Annotated in this window: 16 protein-coding genes and 3 rRNA genes; 4 read left to right on the plus strand and 15 right to left on the minus strand. The window is 66.6% G+C overall.

Annotated elements, in window-relative coordinates:
* Positions 1-178: 178 nt before the first annotated feature.
* From rrf to ACYQ1L_RS16290, 3 genes are all read right to left on the minus strand, one after another.
* Positions 179-295: ribosomal RNA gene (gene rrf, locus ACYQ1L_RS16280) — 5S ribosomal RNA — on the minus strand.
* A 104-nt stretch (positions 296-399) separates the two neighbouring features.
* Positions 400-3,499, minus strand: a 23S ribosomal RNA gene (locus ACYQ1L_RS16285).
* A 376-nt stretch (positions 3,500-3,875) separates the two neighbouring features.
* A 16S ribosomal RNA gene (locus tag ACYQ1L_RS16290) occupies positions 3,876-5,400 on the minus strand.
* The 16S, 23S and 5S rRNA genes sit together here, the layout of an rRNA operon.
* Positions 5,401-6,058: 658 nt before the next feature.
* On the opposite strand from ACYQ1L_RS16290, the gene ACYQ1L_RS16295 reads away from it, so the two are divergent.
* Positions 6,059-7,381, plus strand: a complete 1,323-nt coding sequence (locus ACYQ1L_RS16295; RefSeq protein WP_460005072.1) for a CoA transferase — start codon at positions 6,059-6,061, stop codon at positions 7,379-7,381.
* On the opposite strand, the gene ACYQ1L_RS16300 is transcribed toward ACYQ1L_RS16295, so the two are convergent.
* The 5 genes from ACYQ1L_RS16300 to tyrS form a co-directional block, all read right to left on the minus strand.
* The gene (locus ACYQ1L_RS16300; RefSeq protein WP_460005073.1) at positions 7,363-8,142 is read right to left on the minus strand and encodes a DUF4184 family protein; all 780 of its coding nucleotides are present in this window, start codon (positions 8,140-8,142) and stop codon (positions 7,363-7,365) included. The genes ACYQ1L_RS16295 and ACYQ1L_RS16300 overlap by 19 nt on opposite strands.
* A 26-nt stretch (positions 8,143-8,168) precedes the next feature.
* Positions 8,169-8,957 carry an amino acid ABC transporter ATP-binding protein gene (locus tag ACYQ1L_RS16305; protein WP_460005074.1) on the minus strand — a complete coding sequence of 263 codons (789 nt, stop codon included), beginning with the start codon at positions 8,955-8,957 and terminating at the stop codon, positions 8,169-8,171.
* A complete protein-coding gene (locus ACYQ1L_RS16310) occupies positions 8,944-9,609 on the minus strand; it encodes an amino acid ABC transporter permease (RefSeq protein WP_460005075.1) in 666 nt (221 codons plus the stop codon). The genes ACYQ1L_RS16305 and ACYQ1L_RS16310 overlap by 14 nt, the downstream gene beginning before the upstream one ends.
* 6 nt (positions 9,610-9,615) lie before the next feature.
* Positions 9,616-10,440: an amino acid ABC transporter substrate-binding protein gene (locus tag ACYQ1L_RS16315; protein ID WP_460005076.1), complete on the minus strand. Its 825-nt coding sequence runs from the start codon at positions 10,438-10,440 to the stop codon at positions 9,616-9,618.
* A 226-nt stretch (positions 10,441-10,666) separates the two neighbouring features.
* A complete protein-coding gene (gene tyrS, locus ACYQ1L_RS16320) occupies positions 10,667-11,968 on the minus strand; it encodes a tyrosine--tRNA ligase (RefSeq protein ID WP_460005077.1) in 1,302 nt (433 codons plus the stop codon).
* 66 nt (positions 11,969-12,034) lie between these two features.
* Between tyrS and ACYQ1L_RS16325 the strand changes: the two genes are divergently transcribed.
* The 3 genes from ACYQ1L_RS16325 (at position 12,035) to ACYQ1L_RS16335 (ending at position 14,020) form a co-directional block, all read left to right on the plus strand.
* The gene (locus ACYQ1L_RS16325; RefSeq protein ID WP_460005078.1) at positions 12,035-12,640 is read left to right on the plus strand and encodes a hypothetical protein; all 606 of its coding nucleotides are present in this window, start codon (positions 12,035-12,037) and stop codon (positions 12,638-12,640) included.
* 85 nt (positions 12,641-12,725) lie between these two features.
* Positions 12,726-13,445 (plus strand): YcnI family copper-binding membrane protein, encoded by a 720-nt coding sequence (locus ACYQ1L_RS16330; protein ID WP_460005079.1) that lies wholly within the window; start codon positions 12,726-12,728, stop codon positions 13,443-13,445.
* Positions 13,442-14,020, plus strand: a complete 579-nt coding sequence (locus ACYQ1L_RS16335; protein WP_460005080.1) for a copper resistance CopC family protein — start codon at positions 13,442-13,444, stop codon at positions 14,018-14,020. The genes ACYQ1L_RS16330 and ACYQ1L_RS16335 overlap by 4 nt, the downstream gene beginning before the upstream one ends.
* Positions 14,021-14,072: 52 nt before the next feature.
* Here the strand turns inward: ACYQ1L_RS16335 and ACYQ1L_RS16340 are convergent, their stop codons facing one another.
* The 7 genes from ACYQ1L_RS16340 to ACYQ1L_RS16370 form a co-directional block, all read right to left on the minus strand.
* Positions 14,073-14,294, minus strand: coding sequence for a hypothetical protein (locus ACYQ1L_RS16340; RefSeq protein WP_460005081.1), 222 nt, complete (start codon positions 14,292-14,294; stop codon positions 14,073-14,075).
* Positions 14,295-14,416: 122 nt separating this feature from the next.
* Positions 14,417-15,232: a hypothetical protein gene (locus ACYQ1L_RS16345; protein ID WP_460005082.1), complete on the minus strand. Its 816-nt coding sequence runs from the start codon at positions 15,230-15,232 to the stop codon at positions 14,417-14,419.
* Positions 15,233-15,477: 245 nt separating this feature from the next.
* The gene (locus ACYQ1L_RS16350) at positions 15,478-16,950 is read right to left on the minus strand and encodes an APC family permease (RefSeq protein WP_460005083.1); all 1,473 of its coding nucleotides are present in this window, start codon (positions 16,948-16,950) and stop codon (positions 15,478-15,480) included.
* A 270-nt stretch (positions 16,951-17,220) separates the two neighbouring features.
* Entirely contained in the window at positions 17,221-18,426 is a 1,206-nt protein-coding gene (mmsB, locus tag ACYQ1L_RS16355; RefSeq protein WP_460005084.1) for a multiple monosaccharide ABC transporter permease, read from the minus strand.
* Positions 18,423-19,964: a multiple monosaccharide ABC transporter ATP-binding protein gene (mmsA, locus tag ACYQ1L_RS16360; protein ID WP_460005085.1), complete on the minus strand. Its 1,542-nt coding sequence runs from the start codon at positions 19,962-19,964 to the stop codon at positions 18,423-18,425. Before mmsA ends, mmsB begins: the two co-directional genes overlap by 4 nt.
* A gap of 70 nt (positions 19,965-20,034) precedes the next feature.
* Positions 20,035-21,156 carry a multiple monosaccharide ABC transporter substrate-binding protein gene (gene chvE, locus ACYQ1L_RS16365; RefSeq protein ID WP_460005086.1) on the minus strand — a complete coding sequence of 374 codons (1,122 nt, stop codon included), beginning with the start codon at positions 21,154-21,156 and terminating at the stop codon, positions 20,035-20,037.
* A gap of 362 nt (positions 21,157-21,518) precedes the next feature.
* Complete coding sequence (locus tag ACYQ1L_RS16370) at positions 21,519-22,532, minus strand: LacI family DNA-binding transcriptional regulator (RefSeq protein ID WP_460005087.1); 1,014 nt, start codon at positions 22,530-22,532, stop codon at positions 21,519-21,521.
* Between the last annotated feature and the right edge of the window lie 113 nt (positions 22,533-22,645).

Below are 22,645 nucleotides of genomic sequence, written 5' to 3' on the forward strand. Positions count from 1 at the left end.
CCGGTCGAGCGGGTGAGCTGCGCGGGTGCGTGCCGGCACGCGAATCCCGCCGCGCAGCGGCGGAGGTCGCGGGGCGGTGAGCGCACGAAAAAGGCCGCCCGGAGGGCGGCCTGGATCTGTCTTGCGGCAGAAATGCAGAAAGGCCACCCTGCGTTGGGTGGCCTTTCTGTTAAAGGAAGTCCGGCGGTGTCCTACTCTCCCACAGGGTCCCCCCTGCAGTACCATCGGCGCTGTGAGGCTTAGCTTCCGGGTTCGGAATGTGACCGGGCGTTTCCCTCACGCTATGGCCGCCGAAACACTATTGACGTGTCTCAAACAAACACAAGCATGTGTGTTGTTGTTTGGTTTTCGACCGTACGTCGAGAACCACAAAGTGGACGCAAGCACCAGGAACGGTGTGTTATCAAGTCATCGGCTTATTAGTACCAGTCAGCTGCACGTGTTGCCACGCTTCCACATCTGGCCTATCAACCCAGTAGTCTGGCTGGGAGCCTCTCGCCCCGAGGGGCATGGAAGTCTCATCTTGAGGCCGGCTTCCCGCTTAGATGCTTTCAGTGGTTATCCATCCCGAACGTAGCTAACCAGCGGTGCTCCTGGCGGAACAACTGGCACACCAGAGGTTCGTCCAACCCGGTCCTCTCGTACTAGGGTCAGATCCTCTCAAACTTCCTACGCGCGCAGCGGATAGGGACCGAACTGTCTCACGACGTTCTAAACCCAGCTCGCGTACCGCTTTAATGGGCGAACAGCCCAACCCTTGGGACCTACTCCAGCCCCAGGATGCGACGAGCCGACATCGAGGTGCCAAACCATGCCGTCGATATGGACTCTTGGGCAAGATCAGCCTGTTATCCCCGAGGTACCTTTTATCCGTTGAGCGACAGCGCTTCCACAAGCCACTGCCGGATCACTAGTCCCGACTTTCGTCCCTGCTCGACCTGTCAGTCTCACAGTCAAGCTCCCTTGTGCACTTACACTCGACACCTGATTGCCAACCAGGTTGAGGGAACCTTTGGGCGCCTCCGTTACTTTTTGGGAGGCAACCGCCCCAGTTAAACTACCCACCAGGCACTGTCCCTGAACCGGATCACGGTTCGAAGTTAGATATCCAGAGTGACCAGAGTGGTATTTCAACAATGACTCCACGGTAACTGGCGTCACCGCTTCAAAGTCTCCCACCTATCCTACACAAGCCACACCGAACACCAATACCAAGCTGTAGTAAAGGTCACGGGGTCTTTCCGTCCTGCTGCGCGTAACGAGCATCTTTACTCGTAATGCAATTTCGCCGAGTTCGCGGTTGAGACAGTTGGGAAGTCGTTACGCCATTCGTGCAGGTCGGAACTTACCCGACAAGGAATTTCGCTACCTTAGGATGGTTATAGTTACCACCGCCGTTTACTGGGGCTTAAATTCTGAGCTTCGCCGAAGCTAACCCGTCCTCTTAACCTTCCAGCACCGGGCAGGCGTCAGTCCGTATACATCGTCTTGCGACTTGGCACGGACCTGTGTTTTTAGTAAACAGTCGCTACCCACTAGTCTCTGCGGCCACCACACCCTTTCGGAGTAAATCCTAATAAGCGGGTGGCCCCCCTTCTCCCGAAGTTACGGGGGCATTTTGCCGAGTTCCTTAACCACGATTCTCTCGATCTCCTTGGTATTCTCTACCTGACCACCTGAGTCGGTTTGGGGTACGGGCGGCTAGAACCTCGCGTCGATGCTTTTCTCGGCAGCATAGGATCACCCACTTTTCATCCGCATCGTGTCTCAGCCTTGATGAGAGACGGATTTGCCTATCTCTCGGCCTACGCACTTGCACCAGGACAACCATCGCCTGGCTTGGGCTACCTTCCTGCGTCACACCTGTTAATACGCTCACTCCACCAGATGGGGTCGCATGCCGCCACACGATCGTCCCCGAAGGGATCCCCGTGTCTTGGGATGCTTAGCACTCCTGATTTCATGTGGGCGGTTCTTCGCCGGTACGGGAATATCAACCCGTTGTCCATCGACTACGCCTGTCGGCCTCGCCTTAGGTCCCGACTTACCCAGGGAAGATTAGCTTGACCCTGGAACCCTTGGTCTTCCGGAGGACGTGTTTCTCACACGTCTTTCGCTACTCATGCCTGCATTCTCACTCGTGTAGCGTCCACGGCTGGATCACTCCGCCGCTTCACTCGCCACACGACGCTCTCCTACCCATCAACACGGCTGGACCACGAAGGCCTACCATTAATGTCAATGCCACAACTTCGGTGGCGTGCTTGAGCCCCGTTACATTGTCGGCGCGGAATCACTTGACCAGTGAGCTATTACGCACTCTTTCAAGGGTGGCTGCTTCTAAGCCAACCTCCTGGTTGTCACAGCAACTCCACATCCTTTCCCACTTAGCACGCGCTTAGGGACCTTAGTTGGTGGTCTGGGTTGTTTCCCTCTCGACTATGAAGCTTATCCCCCACAGTCTCACTGCTGCGCTCTCACTTACCGGCATTCGGAGTTTGGCTGACGTCAGTAACCTTGTAGGGCCCATCGGCCATCCAGTAGCTCTACCTCCGGCAAGAAACACGCAACGCTGCACCTAAATGCATTTCGGAGAGAACCAGCTATCACGAAGTTTGATTGGCCTTTCACCCCTATCCACAGCTCATCCCCTCAGTTTTCAACCTAAGTGGGTTCGGCCCTCCACGACGTCTTACCGTCGCTTCAGCCTGGCCATGGATAGATCACTTCGCTTCGGGTCTAGGACACGCGACTGAATCGCCCTATTCAGACTCGCTTTCGCTACGGCTGCCCCACACGGGTTAACCTCGCCACGTATCACTAACTCGCAGGCTCATTCTTCAAAAGGCACGCTGTCACCCCTGCTAAGGAGGCTCCAACGGTTTGTAAGCAAACGGTTTCAGGTACTATTTCACTCCCCTCCCGGGGTACTTTTCACCTTTCCCTCACGGTACTTGTCCGCTATCGGTCATCTGGGAGTATTTAGGCTTATCAGGTGGTCCTGACAGATTCACACGGGATTTCTCGGGCCCCGTGCTACTTGGGATACTCTCCACGCCAAGACCTGGCATTTCGGCTACGGGGTTGGCACCCTCTATGACCCGCCTTTCAATGCGGTTCGCCTATACCAGCTTGTCACGCTCGTCACTCGGCAGAATGACACGGAAAGTCCCACAACCCCGGGCATGCAACGCCTGCCGGCTATCACACACACCCGGTTTAGCCTCATCCGCTTTCGCTCGCCACTACTCACGGAATCACATGTTGTTTTCTCTTCCTGTGGGTACTGAGATGTTTCACTTCCCCACGTTCCCTCTACCCGCCCTATATATTCAGGCGGGAGTCACTAGGTCGGCACGCCGCCCAGCGGGGTTTCCCCATTCGGACACCCTCGGATCAAAACTCGCTTATCAGTTCCCCGAGGCTTATCGCAGATTGCTACGTCCTTCTTCGGCTCCAGATGCCAAGGCATCCACCGTTTGCTCTTAAAGACTTGAAATCACATGAGCCGACCCCGACAGGAAAATCGGGGCCGTATCTATCGTTTCGAAACAATCCCGAAGGATCATCTCTTTAAGATGCTCGCGTCCACTGTGTAGTTCTCAAAGTACGGGCGGTCCCCCACCCCCACACCAACCGGCGTGAGGCATGAAGGCCAGAAGTACCGCATGTGTTCCCACACCCGGTCCCTCAGGACCCAACAGCGTGCAGGCCCCCGCATCGCCGACCCCACCGTTCCCACTGCCGAAGCAGCGTACTAAGCAAGACCATTGACTCGAGAGCCATGTCAAATGTTCCACCCATGAGCTAACCAGCAGCACACATTCGGTGCTGATCTGGCGCCTGGAAGACCGAAGCCTCCAGATGCTCCTTAGAAAGGAGGTGATCCAGCCGCACCTTCCGGTACGGCTACCTTGTTACGACTTAGTCCTAATTACCGATCCCACCTTCGACGGCTCCCTCCACAAGGGTTAGGCCACCGGCTTCAGGTGTTACCGACTTTCATGACTTGACGGGCGGTGTGTACAAGACCCGGGAACGTATTCACCGCAGCGTTGCTGATCTGCGATTACTAGCGACTCCGACTTCATGAGGTCGAGTTGCAGACCTCAATCCGAACTGGGACCGGCTTTTTGGGATTCGCTCCACCTCACGGTATTGCAGCCCTTTGTACCGGCCATTGTAGCATGCGTGAAGCCCAAGACATAAGGGGCATGATGATTTGACGTCATCCCCACCTTCCTCCGAGTTGACCCCGGCAGTATCCCATGAGTTCCCACCATTACGTGCTGGCAACATAGAACGAGGGTTGCGCTCGTTGCGGGACTTAACCCAACATCTCACGACACGAGCTGACGACAACCATGCACCACCTGTTCACCAGTGTCCAAAGAGTCCCGTATTTCTACGGTGTTCTGGTGTATGTCAAGCCTTGGTAAGGTTCTTCGCGTTGCATCGAATTAATCCGCATGCTCCGCCGCTTGTGCGGGTCCCCGTCAATTCCTTTGAGTTTTAGCCTTGCGGCCGTACTCCCCAGGCGGGGAACTTAATGCGTTAGCTGCGTCACGGAATCCGTGGAAAGGACCCCACAACTAGTTCCCAACGTTTACGGGGTGGACTACCAGGGTATCTAAGCCTGTTTGCTCCCCACCCTTTCGCTCCTCAGCGTCAGTTACGGCCCAGAGATCTGCCTTCGCCATCGGTGTTCCTCCTGATATCTGCGCATTCCACCGCTACACCAGGAATTCCAATCTCCCCTACCGCACTCTAGTCTGCCCGTACCCACTGCAGGCCCGAGGTTGAGCCTCGGGATTTCACAGCAGACGCGACAAACCGCCTACGAGCTCTTTACGCCCAATAATTCCGGATAACGCTTGCACCCTACGTATTACCGCGGCTGCTGGCACGTAGTTAGCCGGTGCTTTTTCTGCAGGTACCGTCACTTTCGCTTCTTCCCTGCTAAAAGAGGTTTACAACCCGAAGGCCGTCATCCCTCACGCGGCGTTGCTGCATCAGGCTTCCGCCCATTGTGCAATATTCCCCACTGCTGCCTCCCGTAGGAGTCTGGGCCGTGTCTCAGTCCCAGTGTGGCCGGTCACCCTCTCAGGCCGGCTACCCGTCGACGCCTTGGTGAGCCATTACCTCACCAACAAGCTGATAGGCCGCGAGCCCATCCCCCACCAAAAAATCTTTCCAGTTGGTAACCATGCGGCTCCAACTCGTATCCAGTATTAGACGCCGTTTCCAGCGCTTATCCCAGAGTGAGGGGCAGGTTGCTCACGTGTTACTCACCCGTTCGCCACTAATCCCCCAAAGCAAGCTTCGGGTTCATCGTTCGACTTGCATGTGTTAAGCACGCCGCCAGCGTTCATCCTGAGCCAGGATCAAACTCTCCGTAAAAAAGAAATGCATGCACACCGGGGAAAAACCGGCACGCAGCGAGTTTGAAACTGACCAAAGAGATGACATCATTGCTGACTTCATCCGAATGCCAACCCCCGAAAGGATTGGTCTTTGATCCAAAGGAATTTCTCAACCAGCCCTAAGACTGGACGAGGAATAAATTGGCATTTGACAAGTGCACGCTGTTGAGTTCTCAAGGATCGGATGCTCCTGCGTTCCGGCCTCTCGGCCTTCCCTTCAGTGCAACTTCTCTATCTTATCCGTGTCGCTCAGGCTGTCAAATCGACACGCCGTGAGGTTCAAAACCGGATCCGCTTCCTCGTTTCCGAGGCAACTTCTCTAGCTTAGCCCTCCCGGCCAGTCTGTCAAATCGACGATCCTGGCGGACGGTCACCCTCCCAAGCGCACGCGCTTGACCCCCGCCGCGAGGAGAACTCGCGAAGAGGAACCTTCTTCCGGGGAAGAAGGTGGGTGATTGTTCGCCGCTTGGGGAGTCAGGCCTTCCGGCCCTTCGCTCTACCGCTTGGGGCGAACAGGTAATAACTTACGCGGATCCACGGGTCCCGGCAAATCGGGCCCTCCCCTCGGGCGTGTCGGCACACGATCCGCTCCGTCCTGCCCGCCCGTCGACGGCCTTGGGGCCTACGATGCCGACATGAGCGACGCTACCGCGCAGTCGACTCTGGCCGGCTTCCGGGCAGCCCTGGGCGAGCCCTCGACCGCGATCGAGGGCGTCGTGCCCGACGTGCCGCTGCCGGCACGTCTTCCCGTCGGCGCGTTCGCGTGGGCCGCCGTCGAGATCGCCTCGCGCGCCCTCGGCGCCCTTGCCGGCGCCGCCTTGGTGTCTCTGGACGCGGCGCGCATCGCCGCGGCCTACCGCAGCGACCGCCACCTGCTCATCAACGGCTCCGCGCCTGCCGTGTGGTCGCCGCTGTCCGGGTTCTGGCGCACCACCGACGGGTGGGTGCGCACACACGGCAACTACCCCGCCCACGCGTCCGCGCTCGTGCGCGCGCTCTCCCTGCACGAACCCACGGCGTCCGCTCTCGGCACCCGCCTCGCCGAGCGCAGCACCGCCGCGGTCGTCGCCGCCGTCGCCGAGCAGGGCGGGCTGTGCGTCCCGGTACGCACGGAGCGGCCCGCCGAGGACGCCGCGCTGCGCGTGGATCCGGTCATCCGCTGGCGGCGGGGGCACGCGGCGGCGAAGCGGCCGCTGCCCGGACCGACCGCCGCGGCACCGCTGGCGGGGATCCGGGTCCTCGACCTGACCCGCGTGATCGCCGGCCCGGTCTGCACGCGGACGCTGGCGCTCGCGGGCGCCGACGTGCTGCGGATCGACCCGCCGCGGCTCGCGGAGTTCGGCTGGCAGCACCTCGACACCGGGCACGGCAAGCGGTCCGCGCTGCTGGACGCCGCCGCGCAGCGCGACCGGCTCGACGCCCTGCTCGCCGATGCCGACGTCGTGGTGCTCGGCTATCGGCCGGCCGGGCTGGAACGGTTGGGCCTGTCGCCCGGTCGGCTGCTGTCCGCCTTCCCGCATCTCATCGTCGCGCAGCTCTCGGCGTGGGGCGCGCCCGAGCGGCGGGGCTTCGACAGCCTGGTGCGGGCGGCCTCGGGCATCGCGCTCATCGAGCGCGACGAGAACGGCGCACCGGGAGCGCTGCCGGCTCAGGCGCTCGACCACACGGCCGGCTACCTCCTCGCCGCCGCCATCGCCACCGCGCTGCGACGTCGTGCGGAGGAGGGCGGCGGCTGGATCGTGGAGACGTCGCTCCGCCGGATCGCCGCGGAGCTGCTCGCACTCCCCCGGAACGAGGAACCGTCCAGCGACGCACCCCCGGCGGATCCGGAGACGCAGAGCTTCGACCTCGACGGCGTCGAGGTGCGCACCGTGGTCCCCGCAGTCGCCTGGGCCGGCGGGCCGACCCGGTTCGCTCCTCCGCGCCCGTGGGGCGGGGATCAGCCGGTCTGGCGCTGACCGCGGCGGATCCGCAGCACGATCACCAGCACGAACGTGAGCAGCGCCCAGACCCCACAGGCGCCGGGCAGCGTGCGGTAGGCGAGGTGCTGTGCCGTGAACTCCGCGGTGAGGGGACCGTACACGGCGAGGCCGATCACCACTGCGAGGGCGAGGGCCGCCGGCAGCGAGAGCCACCACGTCGCCCGCACACCGAGCGGCGCCGGATCGACGGCGCCCGGCGCACGCCCGCGCAGCCAGAGCACGCCGGTGATCACGAGCACCACGAGTCCGCCGATGCTCGAGCCGTACTGCAGCCACTTGTATCCGAGCAGCGGGCCCCAGTGGTCACCGAGCACCGGGATCAGAGAGACGCCGGCGCGCCCCTCGTGCGTGAACGCGTCCCACAGGATGTGCGAGAGCACGCCGACAGCGAGGGCGACCAGGAGGAGCAGCGTCCGGACGGGCGTGCCGAACGTCTCCCGCACGGCGGACCGCACGCCGCGGTCCCATTCCTCGGGCAGCCGGGACCCCAGGTAGCGCGGCGCGAGCAAGCGCGTCGCGGGCCGCAGCAGGATCCGCCAGATCAGCAGCAGCGCCAGCGCGACGAGCACGGTCACCGGCAGCCACCGGAGGTCGTGCGTCACCGCGTAGTCGACGGCCAGTCCCCGGGTGAACAGCGGCAGATCGGGCGTCATCGCTCCGACCGCGAGGGCCGCCGGCACCAGCGGAGTGCACAGGAACGGCAGCGCGACGACCGCGTGGCTGGGGGTGAACGGCATGTCCCGACGCTACCGCGCGAGCCCCGTCACTCGAACGGCCGGAGGATCCGATCCAGGAAGCGCCGGGTGCGCTCGTGCACCGGCGCGGTGAACACCTGCGACGGAGCGCCCCTCTCGACGACGACGCCGCCGTCCATGAACAGGACCTCGTCGGCCACCTGCCGCGCGAAGGCGAGTTCGTGCGTGACGATGACCATCGTCCATCCCTCGGCGACGAGCTCCGAGATGACGCTGAGCACCTCGCCGACGAGCTCGGGATCCAGGGCGCTGGTGGGCTCGTCGAAGAGCAGCAGGTCCGGCTTCAGAGCGAGCGCGCGCACGATCCCGACCCGCTGCTGCTGACCTCCGGACAGCTGGAACGGGTAGGCGTCGCGCTTGTCGGCGAGCCCCACGCGGTCGAGCAGGGCCAGGCCCTCCTCCCGTGCGCGCTGCTTCGGCACGCGCTGCACCTGCACCGGACCTTCCATGACGTTCTGCAGCACGGTCATGTGCGGGAAGAGGTTGTGGTGCTGGAAGACCATGGCGGAGCGGTCGCGCAGCGCCCGCCGCGATCGCTCGGCGGAGCGCCGATCACCGAGGTTCGCGAAGTCGACGACCGGGCCGCCGTCGAAGGCGAGCACCCCGGCGTCGGGGGTCTCCAGCCCGTTCAGCGACCGCAGCACGGTCGTCTTGCCGGAGCCGCTGGGCCCGATGAGCGCCACGACCTCGCCGCGCCGCACCTCCAGGTCGAAGCCCTTGAGCACCTCGTGGGTGCCGAACGCCTTCGTCAGGCCGGTCGCACGCAGCAGGGGCGTGGGTGCATCAGTGGGCGACATAGCGATCCAGCCTCTTCTCCACGAGACCCTGCGCGCCGGAGAGCACGAGGCAGAACACCCAGTACACGAGCGCCGCCTCCAGGTACAGCAGCATGACCTCCTGGGTGGCCGCGGAGATGCGCTGGGCGACGCGGAACAGCTCGGTGACCAGGATCAGCGACGCCAGCGACGTGTCCTTGACGAGCGAGATGAACGTGTTGGACAGCGGCGGCACCGAGACGCGCGCCGCCTGCGGAAGGATGATCCGGCGCAGGGTCTGCCCCCGCGACATGCCGATCGTGTAGCCGGCCTCCCACTGCCCGGCCGGCACCGAGAGGATCGCAGCGCGGATGATCTCCGCCGCGTAGCCGCCGACGTTGAGCGAGAAGGCGGCGATCGCGGACGGCCACGGGTCGATGACGATGCCGACCGCGCCCAGGCCGTAGAAGATCACGAAGAGCTGAACCAGCAGCGGCGTGCCCCGGATCACCGACACATAGCCGCGGGCGATGGCGGCGAGGGGGCGCGACGCCGACAGGCGCATCAACGCGATGATCAGCGCGATCACCAGGCCGATCGCGAAGGAGGCGAGGGCCAGCGGAATCGTTCCGCTGATCCCGCCCCACACGATCGGCCCGAGCGAGTCCAGGAAGAGGTGCAGCCCGTCGGGCATGGCGCGCTACTTCGAGACGTCTTCGCCGAAGTACTTCTTGCCGAGCTTCGCGAGGGTCCCGTCGGACTCGAGCTTGGCCAGCGCCTTGTCGACCGCCTTGACGAGCGCGTCCTTCTTCTTCGTGAACGCGAACGCGCTCTGCGCCGGATCCGTCTGCGCCGCGACTGCCAGCTTCGCGTCCGGGTGCTGCTTCACGTAATCGAGGTAGGTGAGCTTGTCGTTGACGGTGGCCTGCACGCGGCCCTGCTCGAGGAGAGCGACGGCCTGCGCCCAGCCCTCCACCGCCTCGACGTTCGCGCCCGCGTCCTGGGCGAGCTTGTAGAAGTTGCTCGTCAGCGACTGCGCGGTGGTCTTGCCCTTGAGGTCCGCGAAGCTCTTGATCGACGTGTCGCCCTTCTTCACGACCACCACGCTCGGCGAGACCGTGTAGGGCGTCGAGAACAGGTACTTCGCCTGGCGCTCAGGGTTGATCGACACCTGGTTGCCGATGACATCGAACCGCCCAGCCTCGAGGCCCGCGAAGATGCCGTCCCACTGCGTCTCCTGGAACTCGACCTTGAGGCCGAGCTCCTTCCCGACCGCGCGCGCGACGTCGACGTCGTAGCCGATGAGCTCGCCGGCTCCGCCGTTCTCGTGATACGTGAACGGGCTGTAGGTGCCTTCGGTGGCGACCGTGAGAGTGCCGGGCTTGACGAGTCCGTAGGACGCGCTGTCCGCCGCTGCGGTCTCCGACGGCTTCGAGGACGCGCCCCCGGAGCAGGCGGCGAGCGTGACGACGAGAGCCGACGCGGCGAGGCCGACGGCGATCCGGGCGAGGCGACGGTGGGACATGGAGGACTCCGTTCAGAGTGGACGTGCATGCGGGCTGGTTCGGGCTCCCGCATGTCCGAGTGGATCATGCCATGCCGGAGCCCGCGAACTGCGTTTCGCCGTGTGTCGCGCACAGACGGAGGGCCGCAGCTCGCGATCCGGGCGCTTCGACAGGCTCAGCGACCGGAGGGTTCGGATCCGGGCGCTTCGACAGGCTCGGCGACCGGAGGGGATCCGGATCCGGCGGTCAGGCGGGGAGGAGGCCCGCGAGGGTCTTCTTGCCGCGGCGCAGCACCGAGACGCCGCCGGGCAGGCCCAGCGGCACGGTCGCCTCGTCGGACTCCACCCGCTCGCCGTCGACGGAGACGCCGCCCTGGGCGATGGCACGGCGCGCCTCCGAGGCGCTGGAGACGAGGCCGGTCGCGACGAGGGCGTCGACCACCGAGGTTCCGGCGGCGACGGACGCGTTCGGCAGCTCCTCCAGCGCCGTGCGCAGCGTCGCGGCGTCGAGCGCGGACAGGTCGCCCTGCCCGAACAGCGCCTCCGACGCCGCGATCACGGCGGCGGCCGCCTCGACGCCGTGCACCGTGGCGACGACCTCGAGCGCGAGGCGCTTCTGCGCGGCGCGGAGGAACGGCTCCGCCTCCACCAGCGCGGCGTACTCCTCGATCTCCGCACGGGTGAGGAACGTGAAAACCTTGAGCCGGTCGATCACGTCCGCGTCCGCCGTGCCGAGCCAGAACTGGTACATCCGGTACGGGCTGCACATCTCGGCGTCGAGCCAGATCGCGTTGCCCTCGCTCTTGCCGAACTTGGTGCCGTCGCTGTTCGTGATCAGCGGCGTGCCGATCGCGTGCACGGAGACGCCCTCGACGCGGTGGATGAGGTCCGTGCCGCTCGTGAGGTTGCCCCACTGGTCGGATCCGCCCGTCTGCAGCACGCAGCCGTACTGGCGGTACAGCTCCAGGAAGTCCAGGCCCTGGAGGATCTGGTAGCTGAACTCGGTGTAGCTGATGCCCGCCTCGGAGTTCAGCCGCGCCGCGACCGCGTCCTTCTTCAGCATGGTGCCGACGCGGTAGTGCTTGCCGATCTCACGGAGGAAGTCGATCGCGGACAGCGGCGCCGTCCAGTCGAGGTTGTTCACGATCCGGGCGGCGTTGTCACCCTCGAAGCTGAGGTAGCGCTCGACCTGCGCGCGCAGGCGACCGACCCATTCCTCGACCGTCTCGCGCGTGTTGAGAGTGCGCTCCGCGGTGGGACGCGGATCGCCGATGAGGCCGGTGGATCCGCCGACGAGGCCGAGCGGCTTGTGCCCGGCGAGCTGGATGCGGCGCAGGGTCAGCAGCTGCACCAGGTTGCCGAGGTGCAGGCTCGGCGCCGTGGGGTCGAAGCCGCAGTAATACGTGATCGCGGGTCCTGCGAGAAGGGCGCGCAGCGCCTCCGGATCCGTGGACACGTGGACGAGTCCGCGCCAGACCAGTTCGTCCCACACGTTCTCGAAGGTGGGGTCGATGGCCGGTGCCGCGATCGTCAGGGATGGGTTCGACACCGGATCAGGGTATCAGCGCGGATCGTCCCGCTCGGCCCGCCGGAAGCGTCCGGCTAGGCTGGAAGCGTGTGGGGAACGCGCGCGGGTCGCACGGTCCGGGGACTCATCGCCGCCCTGGTCGCGACGTTCGTCGCCTCCGTCTCGCACTCCACTGCCGACGGCACCCCCGCCCCGGTGATCGGGATCGTGCTGGCGCTGCTGTTCGCCGCTCCGGTGTGCATCGCGCTGGCCGGCCGGCGGCTGAGCTGGATCCGCCTGTCGATCGCGGTGGCGCTGAGCCAGTTCGCGTTCCACGGTCTGCTGCTGATCGGGGTCGGATCCGGATCCGGGTCCGCGACGACCGGCCTCGACGGTCACCTGCACGGTGCCGAGCTCGCCGGCGCGCTCGGTCCGACCACAGTCGACGCGGGGCACGCCCTGCACCTGCAGCCGGCCATGTGGGTCGCCCACGCGATCGCGGCGGTGCTCACCGTGCTGGCGCTGGGCCGCGGCGAGCAGGCCCTGCGCGCACTCCTCGCGCTCACCGGCTGGAACCTCGTCGCACGGCTGCTCACCGCGTCGCCGACGCCCGCGCACCGCATCCCGTCCGCACGGGGCGTCGTCGTCCCGGTACGGCGATCGCGCTTCGTCCTGACCGTCGTGTCGAGGAGGGGCCCGCCGCTCGCGGCGTGAGCTCCCCATCCTCTCCTGCACCGCGCACAGGCGCCGTTCCCGGCGCACCGGTGCACTCACACGACCTCAGAAAGACACTCGAACCATGCGCAACACCCCTCTCTCCCGCGCGCTCGCGGGGCTCGCCGCCGGCTCCCTTCTCGCCCTCGCCGCGCCCCTCGCCGCATCCGCCCACGTGACCGCGACGCCGAACCAGGCCGAGGCCGGTTCCTGGACCTACGTCACCTTCCGGGTGCCGAACGAGTCCGCGACGGCGAGCACGGTCAAGCTCGACATCCACCTGCCGGGCGACACTCCGTTCACGAGCGTCAGCTACCAGCCCACCGCGGGCTGGACCGGTGCCACGACGAAGACCACTCTCGCGAAGCCTGTGAAGGTCGAGGGCAACACCATCACCGAGGCCGCGACCCAGGTCAGCTTCACCGCCGATGCGGGCGGCATCGCCCCGGGACAGTTCCAGACGTTCACGCTGTCGCTCGGCCCGGTGCCGGACACCGGGCACATCGTGATCCCCGCGACGCAGACCTACTCCGACGGCAAGGTGGTGGAGTGGTCGGCCACGCCCGAGCAGGTCGCGAAGGACGACACCCTCGAGCCCGCGCCCGTGCTGTGGGTGAACGACGCTCCCCCGGCCGACCACCACGGGGGCGTCGGCGCGACGGCCGCTCCGCACCCGGCGGCGACGGCGCCCGGCGACGGCCAGGGCGGGCTGGCCCTGGGGCTGAGCATCGCGGCCCTCGTGGTCGCGGCCGGCGGTGCGCTGCTCGGCGGCTTCGCCCTCGGGCGCCGGAGGGCCGGCGCATGAGGCTGCGCGACCGGCTCGCCGCGCTCATCGCCGCTGCCGGGGTCGGGACGATCCTCGCGACCGCAGGCGCCGCGGTCGCCAGCGCGCATGACACGCTCGACGGCACGGATCCGGCCCAGGGTGCGACCGTGACGAGCCTGACGGCGGTGTCGCTCAGCTTCAGCGCCGACCCGCTCGGCACCGACGGGGCGGCCGTGATCCAGGTGATCGGCCCGGACAAGCGGTACTACGAGTCGGCGTGCCCGGATCTGAACGGCCCGGTGGTGTCGTCACCGGTCGCCCTGGGCGAAGCGGGGACGTACGAGGTGCTCTGGCGCGTGGTGTCGTCGGACGGACACCCGATCTCGGGCAGCTACACGTTCTCGTACTCCCCGGGTGGCTCGGCCACGCCCGCCGCCTCGGGGTCGGCGAAGCCGGTGTGCGGCCCCGCCGCGTCCGCCGAGACCGAGGCTCCCGCCGTCGGCGCCGCCGCGGATCCGGGACTGTGGGTCGGGCTCGGCATCGGCGCGGTCGTGCTCGTGGGCGTCGGCGCGGGCGCGTGGGCTCTCGCTCGCGGCCGCAAGAGCGAGGGCTGAGCCGGGCGCCCTTCGCCTCGCGGAGCCTAAGAGCCTGCGAGGCGGAGGGCGCTCAGCCCAGGGAGCGCAGTCTCGCGTCGAGCTCGGCGAGACGCTCCGGCTCGATGGATCCGAGGCGGGCGGCGCCGTCGGACAGGGTGATCCCTCGTGCCAGGAACACCAGCGAGTGGTTCGACACACCGGGCACGATCTCGTCGAGCACGGCGCGCGCCTGCGGATCGTCGAGGATCTCGCCGAGCGTGCTTTCCAGCGAGAACCGAGGCTTCTCGGTCATGACTCCTCCTGCGGACGATCATAGGGAGAGGACGCGCGAGGGCACGCCCACCTCGGACAAGGATCCCGCGTGATGCGCCCGCCCGGCAACCGGAGTGCGGATTCGCGGTGCGCGCGACGTGCTCAGGCCGTCGTGTGCGTCGCCCACCACAGCAGCAGCGCTCCTCCGAGCGCGACCACCCAGCTGACCAGGCTGCCCACGAGGAAGTACTCGGCACGGCCGCCGTTCGCGCCGTCACGGGAGATCTCCGGGAAGCGCACGATGCCCTTGGCCGCGAGCATCGCCGCGAGCAGCGGGTACGCCGTGAAGAGCGTGAGCAGCAGCACGATCACGCGCTCGAGCGGCCCGATCAGGCGCCCGCCGCGGAAGCCGGAATCGACCGCCGCCGCCGGGAGAGCCGGCTCCGGTCCCGTCGGCGTGCCCGGGTCGAGCACCGCCGCCGGCACCAGCCCGTGCACGGCTTCCGCGGGTGGCGCTTGTCCCGGCTCCACGTCGGCGGGCAGTTCCGCCTTCTCGCTGACCAGAGCGGCGCGCACGATCACGTTCCCGGTCTCGAGCAGCACCGCGAACACGCCCACGGCGAGCACCGCCAGATCGAACCCGACCCGGCCGATCGGCGTCGGGAGCGGCGCGCCGGAGAGCAGCCCTGCCGACGTGCGGGCCGGCAGGAGCGCGACCCCCGCGACCGCGAGCAGCGCGAGCACCACGGCCGGCCAGAACGACAGCCGGGGACGCCCCTCGAGCGGCAGCAGCCATGCCCACACGGCGGCCAGCACGATGCCCACGGCCGCGTACACGTAGGCGCCGCCGAGCGCTCCCACGACGAGCAGCAGGACGGCGGCGATCCCGGATCCGATCCAGAACGCGCGGCCGCGCAGGAACCCGCGCAGCACGTCGGCGACTCCGACGGCGAGCAGCACGAAACCGGCGAGGATCATGGGCGCCTCCCGACCGTCGAGTGGCAGGGCGCGCCGGCCCGACCGTTCATCTGCATGGCGCCATCCTCCCCCGATGCTCCGACAATCGCGAGCCCCGGACCCGGCTCGGCGCGAGGCGGATTCGGATCCGGATCCGGATCACCAGGACGACCGGTGGCCGCCCGCCCTCGGCGCGGGACCACCGCCGCGCAGACGACAGGACCGGGGCGGGCACGCGGCCCCCCCGGTCCCGATCCCGTCCGGCCTCAGGCGGAGAAGTCCTCGGGCACCTCGAGCGGGCGCCGCGAGAAGTAGGCATCCTTCGCCTTGCGGTAGAACAGCGCGAGCGGGATGACCCCGATCGCGATGAGGCCGAGGCCGAGGATGTTCACGACCGGCTCGTTGTTCGGGATCGCGGCGAAGAAGATGTACAGCATGAACACGGCTCCCACGAACGGCCAGAGGCCGATCAGCAGGAAGTTCTTCACCGAGCGGAAGATCACCTTCCGGAAGCCGATGATCAGCGCGAATCCCGCGAGCGAGTAGTAGAACGCGATCTGCAGGCCGATCGACGAGATCGCCCAGCCGAGGATCTGGCCCACGCTGTCACCGAAGACGTTCGCCAGCACGAACAGCAGGAGCGAGACGCCCACGACGACGAGGGTCGCGAAGACGGGCGTCTTCCACTTGCGGTTGATCTTGCCGAACGCGAACGGGATGGTGCGGTCGCGTCCCATCGCGAACAGGGTGCGGCTCACCTGCACGAGCGTGGTCTCCAGGGTCGCGATCGTGGACAACGCCACGGCGACGATGAGGATCTTGCCGCCGATGCCGGGCATGATGGCGTCGCCCAGGACGCTCAGCACGTTGCCGCTGTTCTCCTCGATGGTCTTGCCGGGGAGCATCACCAGGGTCGTGGTCGTGTAGATCTCGAACAGGATGAACACGATGACGATGCCGATGATGCCCGCGAGTCCCGTGGTCTTGTGGGCGTTCTTGGTCTCCTCGCCGAGGTTGGCCGTGACGTCCCAGCCCCAGTAGTAGAAGGCCGCGATCAGGGCCGCGGCGACGAAGACGCCCGCGCCGGTGAGGTGGCCGAAGCCGAACCAGTCCCAGGAGAAGGTCTCGCCGTGGTGGTAGGTCGTGATCGCGCGCGGGATCGCGATGGCCGCGAACACCACGAGGATCCCGACCTCGATGACCGACATGATCCACTGCGCGCGCTCCGTGGTGTGCACGCCGAAGATCACCGCGGCCGCCATCACCAGGAACCACAGGGCTCCCACGAGCGTCACGAGCAGCGTGTTCTCGTTCGCGACCTTGTCGCCGGCGAACAGCGCGACCGTCATCTGGCCGGCCGGGAGGGCTCCCGCCACCATGAAGATGGTCGCCGAGATCACGACCGCCCAGCCGGCGAGGAAGCCGAGGATCGGGTGGAGCCCGCGTGCCACCCAGGAGAACGACGCGCCCGCGTGCGTGTCGACCCTGGCGAGGTAGCCGAAGGCGAAGGCGATGCCGAGCATCGGGATGCCGCACCAGAGCAGTGCGGCCGGAGCGCCGACGCCGGCGGCTCCGATCAGAAGGGCCGTGCTGGCCGCGATGGAGTAGGCGGGCGCGCTGCCCGCGACGGCCATCAGCGCCGAACCGGCCTTGGACACTCCGCCGGCCTGCAGTGCGTGCTCCTGGTAGTCGATCGCACGCTGCAGAGACGTGTCCGTCTCGAGTGGATTCCGGGTCACTCTATGTCCCCTGTCTCATCGTCGGGTGTGGGGGATGACAGAGGGACGTTAGCACCCCCGGCATCCGTGCACCTAGCGGATCAGATCTCGATTTCGCGGCTGTTCCGGGAAGCTATGCACCCGCTGAGAGTTTCGCGCTTTCGCGGGCGATTCCGGAACCAATCGTCCGAAGGGCCTCGGGATCCGTCGCGGATCAGCCGAAACGGTTCGAGATGCGCAGACGCGAAGCCCCGGCCGCAGCGTGCGACCGGGGCTCCCGTGGCGCTTGGCTCAGCGGCCGGAGCGACGCTTGTTGAACACGTCGAACGCGACGGCGGCGAGCAGCACCAGGCCCTTGATGAGCGCCTGGAACTCGGTGCCGACACCGAGGATCGACATGCCGTTGTTCAGGATGCCGATGATCAGACCGCCGATGATCGCACCGGTGATCTTGCCGATGCCGCCGGTGACCGCCGCACCGCCGATGAACACGGCCGCGATCGCGTCGAGCTCGAACCCGTCGCCGTTGCGGGGGCTGGCGAGGTTCAGCTGCGACGTGAACACGAGCCCCGCGAGCGCGGACAGCACACCCATGTTGACGAACAGCGTGAAGGTCACCCGCTGCGTCTTCACCCCGGACAGGCTCGCCGCGAGCGGGTTGCCGCCGATCGCGTAGACGTGCCGGCCCCAGACGCTGCGGGCCATGATCGCCGAGTACACGACGGTCAGCACGCCGAGGATCACGAGCGCGATCGGGGTGCCGTTGTAACTGGCGAGCAGGTAGGCGACGAGGGCGATCAGCAGGCTCGTGAACGCGAGCTTCGCGATGAACCACCACAGCGGCTCATCCTCGACGGCGAACTTCCGGCGGGTCATGCGCCCGCGGATCCCGAAACCGATCATCCCGAGCACGACGAGCACCGCGAGGATGACCGTGAGCGGCTCGACGACCGTCTGCCCGCCCCCCAGGTCGGGGAGGAACCCCGCGCCGATGGCCCGGAAGCCGTCGGGGAACGGCGAGATCGCCGTGTTCTGCAGGGTGATCTCGGTGAGGCCGCGGAAGGTGAGCATGCCCGCGAGCGTGACGATGAACGCCGGAATCTTGAAGTACGCGATCCAGAAGCCCTGCCACGCGCCGATCAGCGCGCCCAGCACGAGGCACAGCACGACGGCGACCGGCCAGGGCACGCCCATCTTGGTGATCAGCACGCCCGCGGCCGCGCCGATGAACGCCACCACGGATCCGACCGACAGGTCGATGTGGCCGGCGATGATCACCATGACCATGCCGATCGCGAGGATCAGGATGTAGCTGTTCTGGATGATCAGGTTCGACACGTTGATCGGGGCGAGCGTGATCCCGCCGGTCGTGATCTGGAAGAAGATCACGATCACGATGAGCGCGATGAACAGCCCGATCTGACGCAGCTGGCTGGTGAGGAACTCGAGCGCGCCGCGCATCGAGCTCGTCGTCGGGGTGATGGATGAGCCGCTCATGCGGAGCCCACCTCCTTCTCCTGGGTCATGTAACGCATGAGGTTCTCGGCCGTCGCCTCCGCTCGCGGAACGTCCGCGGTGATGCGCCCCTCGGCCAGGGTGTAGATGCGGTCGCAGAGACCGATCAGCTCGGGAAGCTCGCTGGAGATGACGATGACGCCCTTGCCCTCGCTCGCGAGCCGGTTGATGATCCCGTAGATCTCGTACTTCGCCCCCACGTCGATGCCGCGCGTGGGCTCGTCGAGGATGAGCACGTCGGGGGACGTGTTCATCCACTTCGACAGCACGACCTTCTGCTGGTTGCCGCCGGAGAGCTTGCCGACGATCGCCTCGACCGAGCTGGTCTTGATGTTCATGCTCTTCCGGTACGACTCGGCGACGATCCGCTCCCGGCTCTCGTTGACCCAGCCGATCTTGGCGATCCGGTCGAGGGCCGCGACGGTGATGTTCCGCTCGACGTCGTCGATGAGGTTCAGCCCGTACCGCTTGCGGTCCTCCGTGGCATACGCCAGGCCGTGGTCGATCGCCTCCGAGACGGTCTTCGTGGAGATCTCGGATCCGCGCTTGTAGACCCGGCCGGAGATGTTCACGCCGTAGCTGCGCCCGAACACGCTCATCGCGAGCTCGGTGCGCCCCGCGCCCATGATCCCCGCGATGCCGACGATCTCCCCCTCGCGCACGAAGAGGTTCGCGCCGTCCACGACCTTGCGCTCGTGGTCGAGGGGATGGTGCACCGTCCAGTCCTCGATCCGCAGCAGCTCGCCGCCGATCTTGGGCGTGCGGTCGGGGAACCGGCTGGCCAGGTCGCGGCCGACCATGCCGCGGATGATCCGATCCTCGCTGACGTCGTCCGTGCGCATCTCGAGGGTCTCGATGTTGCGGCCGTCGCGGATGACGGTCACCTCGTCGGCGATCGCGCGGATCTCGTTGAGCTTGTGGCTGATGATGATCGAGGTGATGCCCTCGTCGCGCAGGCTCCGGATGAGCTCGAGCATGTGCGCCGAGTCGTCGTCGTTGAGCGCCGCGGTGGGCTCGTCCAGGATCAGCAGCCGCACGCTCTTGGAGAGCGCCTTCGCGATCTCCACCAGCTGCTGCTTGCCCACGCCGATGTCTGCGATCTTCGTCGCGGGGTTCTCGTCGAGCCCGACGCTGCGCAGCAGCCGCGCCGCCTCCTGGTTCGTGGTGTTCCAGTCGATCCAGCCGCGGGACTGGCGCTCGTTGCCGAGGAAGATGTTCTCCGCGATCGACAGGTACGGGCTCAGCGCCAGCTCCTGATGGATGATCACGATTCCGGCATGCTCGGACTCGTTGATGCTCTTGAACGCGACCGGCTCGCCGTCCAGCAGGATCTCTCCGTCATAGGATCCGTGCGGGTAGACGCCCGAGAGCACCTTCATCAGCGTGGACTTGCCGGCCCCGTTCTCGCCGCAGATCGCATGGACATGGCCGCGCTGCACGGTGATCGACACGTCCTGCAGGGCCTTCACGCCCGGGAACGTCTTGGTGATCCCGCGCATCTCGAGGATGTTGTCGCTCATCTCGCTCTCCTTTCGTCAGAGGAGGGTGGCTGCGGGAGCGTCCGCAGCCACCCTGTGTCGAGGGAGTGCCTTACTTGAGCTGGTCCTCGGTGTAGTAGCCGGTGTCGATGACGGCTTCCTTGTAGTTGTCCTTCGTGACGACCACGGGCTGGAACAGGAACGTCGGCACGACCTTGGTCTTGTTGTCGTAGGACTTGGTGTCGTTGACCTCGGGCTTCTTGCCGTTGAGCAGGTCGTCCGTCATCTTCACGGCCTCGCCCGCGAGCTTGCGGGTGTCCTTGTAGATGGTCGAGTACTGCTGTCCCGCGATGATCGACTTCACCGACGGGATCTCCGCGTCCTGGCCGGTGATGATCGGGAGCTTGTCGGTGGCGTAGCCGGCGCCGGTGAGGGCCGAGATGATGCCGATCGAGAGGCCGTCGTAGGGCGAGAGCACGCCGTTCACGGTCTGCCCATTCGAGTACGTCGAGGCGATGAGGTCCTGCATGCGCTTCTTCGCGACGTCGGCCTGCCAGCCCTGCGTGGCGACCTGGGTGAAGCCGGTCTGGCCGCTGCCGACCTTCAGCACGCCCTTGTCGAGGTAGGGCTTGAGGGTGTCCATCGCGCCGTTGAAGAAGAACGTGGCGTTGTTGTCGTCGGGGCTGCCGGCGAACAGCTCGATGTTGAACGGGCCCGCGGCGCCGGTGTCCTTGCCGCTCTTGTCCAGCACGCCCAGGCCCTCCAGGAGGCTGGTGGCCTGCTGCACGCCGACCTTGTAGTTGTCGAACGTCGTGTAGTAGTCGACGTTCTTGTTGCCGTTGATGAGCCGGTCGTAGGCGATGACCTTGACGCCCTTGGACGCGGCCTGGTCGAGCTGGCTGGACAGCGCCGTCCCGTCCACCGAGGCGATGACGAGCACCTTGGCGCCCTTGGTGAGCATGTTGGAGATCTGCTGCACCTGGGTGGGGATGTCGTCGTCGGCGTACTCGAGGTCGACCTTGTAGCCGAGCTTCTCGAGCCCCGCCTTGACGGCGTCGCCGTCGTGGATCCAGCGGGTGGAGGTCTTCGTCGGCATGGCGACGCCGACGAGCGCGCCCTTGTTCGCGCCGGGCTCGGCGGTCGAGGATCCGCCTCCGCGGGTGCCCGCGCACGCGGTCACGGTCAGGGCGAGGGCCACGGCAGCAGCGCCGAGAGCCAGTCGGGAGAACTTCATGTGATTCCTTTCGTCGAACGCGCCGCCATGGCGCGCTCAGGACAGCAGCGGGCGCGCCGATGGCACGATCGGGTCGCCCGTTCCGGGCCCCCGCCCCGAGGACGCGGGGCGCGGGTGAGGGTGGCGCGCGCATCGCTGCGCCCGCCGGTTCGTGGTGCTGTTCGCGGGAGGCCGATGGCCGCCGACCTCCTGCTCGGTGACGAGGAGGATCGGATTCCGACCTCTTCGTCGCCCGCGGCTGTGACCGATCACACCCGCACGAGCGATCTTCTGGCGAACCGGTCACATTTGTCAAGAGCCGGATCGAAGATGGACGCGTCCCCGCCTCGTCGCCGGCGGTTCCGGTCGTGGCCGCGAAGCCGTCAGAGAGAACGAGGAGCGGTCGTCGACGAGCGCACGATCAGCTGCGGGATCAGGGGTTCCTGCGGCAGCTCCTCGCCGTTCAGCTGGGCGAGCAGCATGCGGATCGTGCGACGCCCGAGCTCCTCGAAGTCCTGACGCACGGTGGTGAGCGGAGGGAAGAAGTGCGCGGCGTCGGGGATGTCGTCGAAGCCGACCACGCTGATGTCCTCCGGCACGCGCACGCCGAGCTCCCGGCAGGCGTGCAGGAAGCCGAGGGCCATGGAGTCGTTCCCCGCGAAGACCGCGGTGAAGTCGGGCATGCGCAGCAGGCTCAGCCCCGCCTCGTAGCCGAACTGCGCCGTCCAGTCCCCCAGCAGCGGCGCACGCACGCGCAGGTCCCGGGCGTCGAGCTCGCGCAGATAGCCGACCATGCGGGCCTCGGCCTCGGTCCAGTCCTGCGGGCCCGCAAGGTGCACGATGAACTCGTGCCCGAGCTCGGCGAGGTGCCCCACCGCGGCCCGGGCGCCCGCGATCTGATCCATCGCCATCGAGTGCCGCTCCCCGCTCGGGCCGAGCGCCACGATGGGCACGTCCACGCTCATGTCGCCGACCTCGGTGAGCACCTGCTGCTGCGGCGCGATCACGATGATGGCCTCGACGGCGTGGCTGAGCAGATCGTCGATGCTCGCGCGCACGGCCGTCGGGTCGCTCGAGCGCAGGTTCGCGATGGACAGCCGGTAGCCCGCGTCGCGCGCCGCGAACTCGATCGCGGTGATCGCCGTGGCGGGGCCGTACAGCGCGCTCTGCGCCGTGAGCACGCCGATCGTGCGCGAGCGATTCGTCGACAGCGCCCGTGCGACGGGGTTGGGGCGGTAGCCGAGCCGGTCGATCACCGACTGCACGTGCTCGCGGGTCGCCTCACGGATCCGGTCGCTGCCGTTCAGCACCCGCGACACGGTCTGATACGAGACGCCGGCCTCGCGCGCCACGTCGCGGATGTTCAGGGCGCGAGGCGGCTCACCGTCCACAGCCACGCGCACCTCCGCTCCGCAAGTCGGTCGAGCTCATCGATTCAAGCTCATTATGGGGGACGCACCACAGGCGCCGGCCGTCGCCGACAGGTCTCGCCGTCGCGCCCGGGCCGCCT

This window comes from Microbacterium xylanilyticum (genome assembly GCF_054654695.1).

Excerpts from the sequence above, each read along its gene's own strand:
- ACYQ1L_RS16295 (WP_460005072.1), top strand. The coding sequence starts at position 6,059 with ATGAGCGACGCTACCGCGCAGTCGACTCTGGCCGGCTTCCGGGCAGCC.
- ACYQ1L_RS16300 (WP_460005073.1), bottom strand. The coding sequence starts at position 8,142 with ATGCCGTTCACCCCCAGCCACGCGGTCGTCGCGCTGCCGTTCCTGTGC.
- ACYQ1L_RS16305 (WP_460005074.1), bottom strand. The coding sequence starts at position 8,957 with ATGTCGCCCACTGATGCACCCACGCCCCTGCTGCGTGCGACCGGCCTG.
- ACYQ1L_RS16310 (WP_460005075.1), bottom strand. The coding sequence starts at position 9,609 with ATGCCCGACGGGCTGCACCTCTTCCTGGACTCGCTCGGGCCGATCGTG.
- ACYQ1L_RS16315 (WP_460005076.1), bottom strand. The coding sequence starts at position 10,440 with ATGTCCCACCGTCGCCTCGCCCGGATCGCCGTCGGCCTCGCCGCGTCG.
- ACYQ1L_RS16330 (WP_460005079.1), top strand. The coding sequence starts at position 12,726 with ATGCGCAACACCCCTCTCTCCCGCGCGCTCGCGGGGCTCGCCGCCGGC.
- ACYQ1L_RS16335 (WP_460005080.1), top strand. The coding sequence starts at position 13,442 with ATGAGGCTGCGCGACCGGCTCGCCGCGCTCATCGCCGCTGCCGGGGTC.
- ACYQ1L_RS16340 (WP_460005081.1), bottom strand. The coding sequence starts at position 14,294 with ATGACCGAGAAGCCTCGGTTCTCGCTGGAAAGCACGCTCGGCGAGATC.
- ACYQ1L_RS16345 (WP_460005082.1), bottom strand. The coding sequence starts at position 15,232 with ATGATCCTCGCCGGTTTCGTGCTGCTCGCCGTCGGAGTCGCCGACGTG.
- mmsB (WP_460005084.1), bottom strand. The coding sequence starts at position 18,426 with ATGAGCGGCTCATCCATCACCCCGACGACGAGCTCGATGCGCGGCGCG.
- mmsA (WP_460005085.1), bottom strand. The coding sequence starts at position 19,964 with ATGAGCGACAACATCCTCGAGATGCGCGGGATCACCAAGACGTTCCCG.
- chvE (WP_460005086.1), bottom strand. The coding sequence starts at position 21,156 with ATGAAGTTCTCCCGACTGGCTCTCGGCGCTGCTGCCGTGGCCCTCGCC.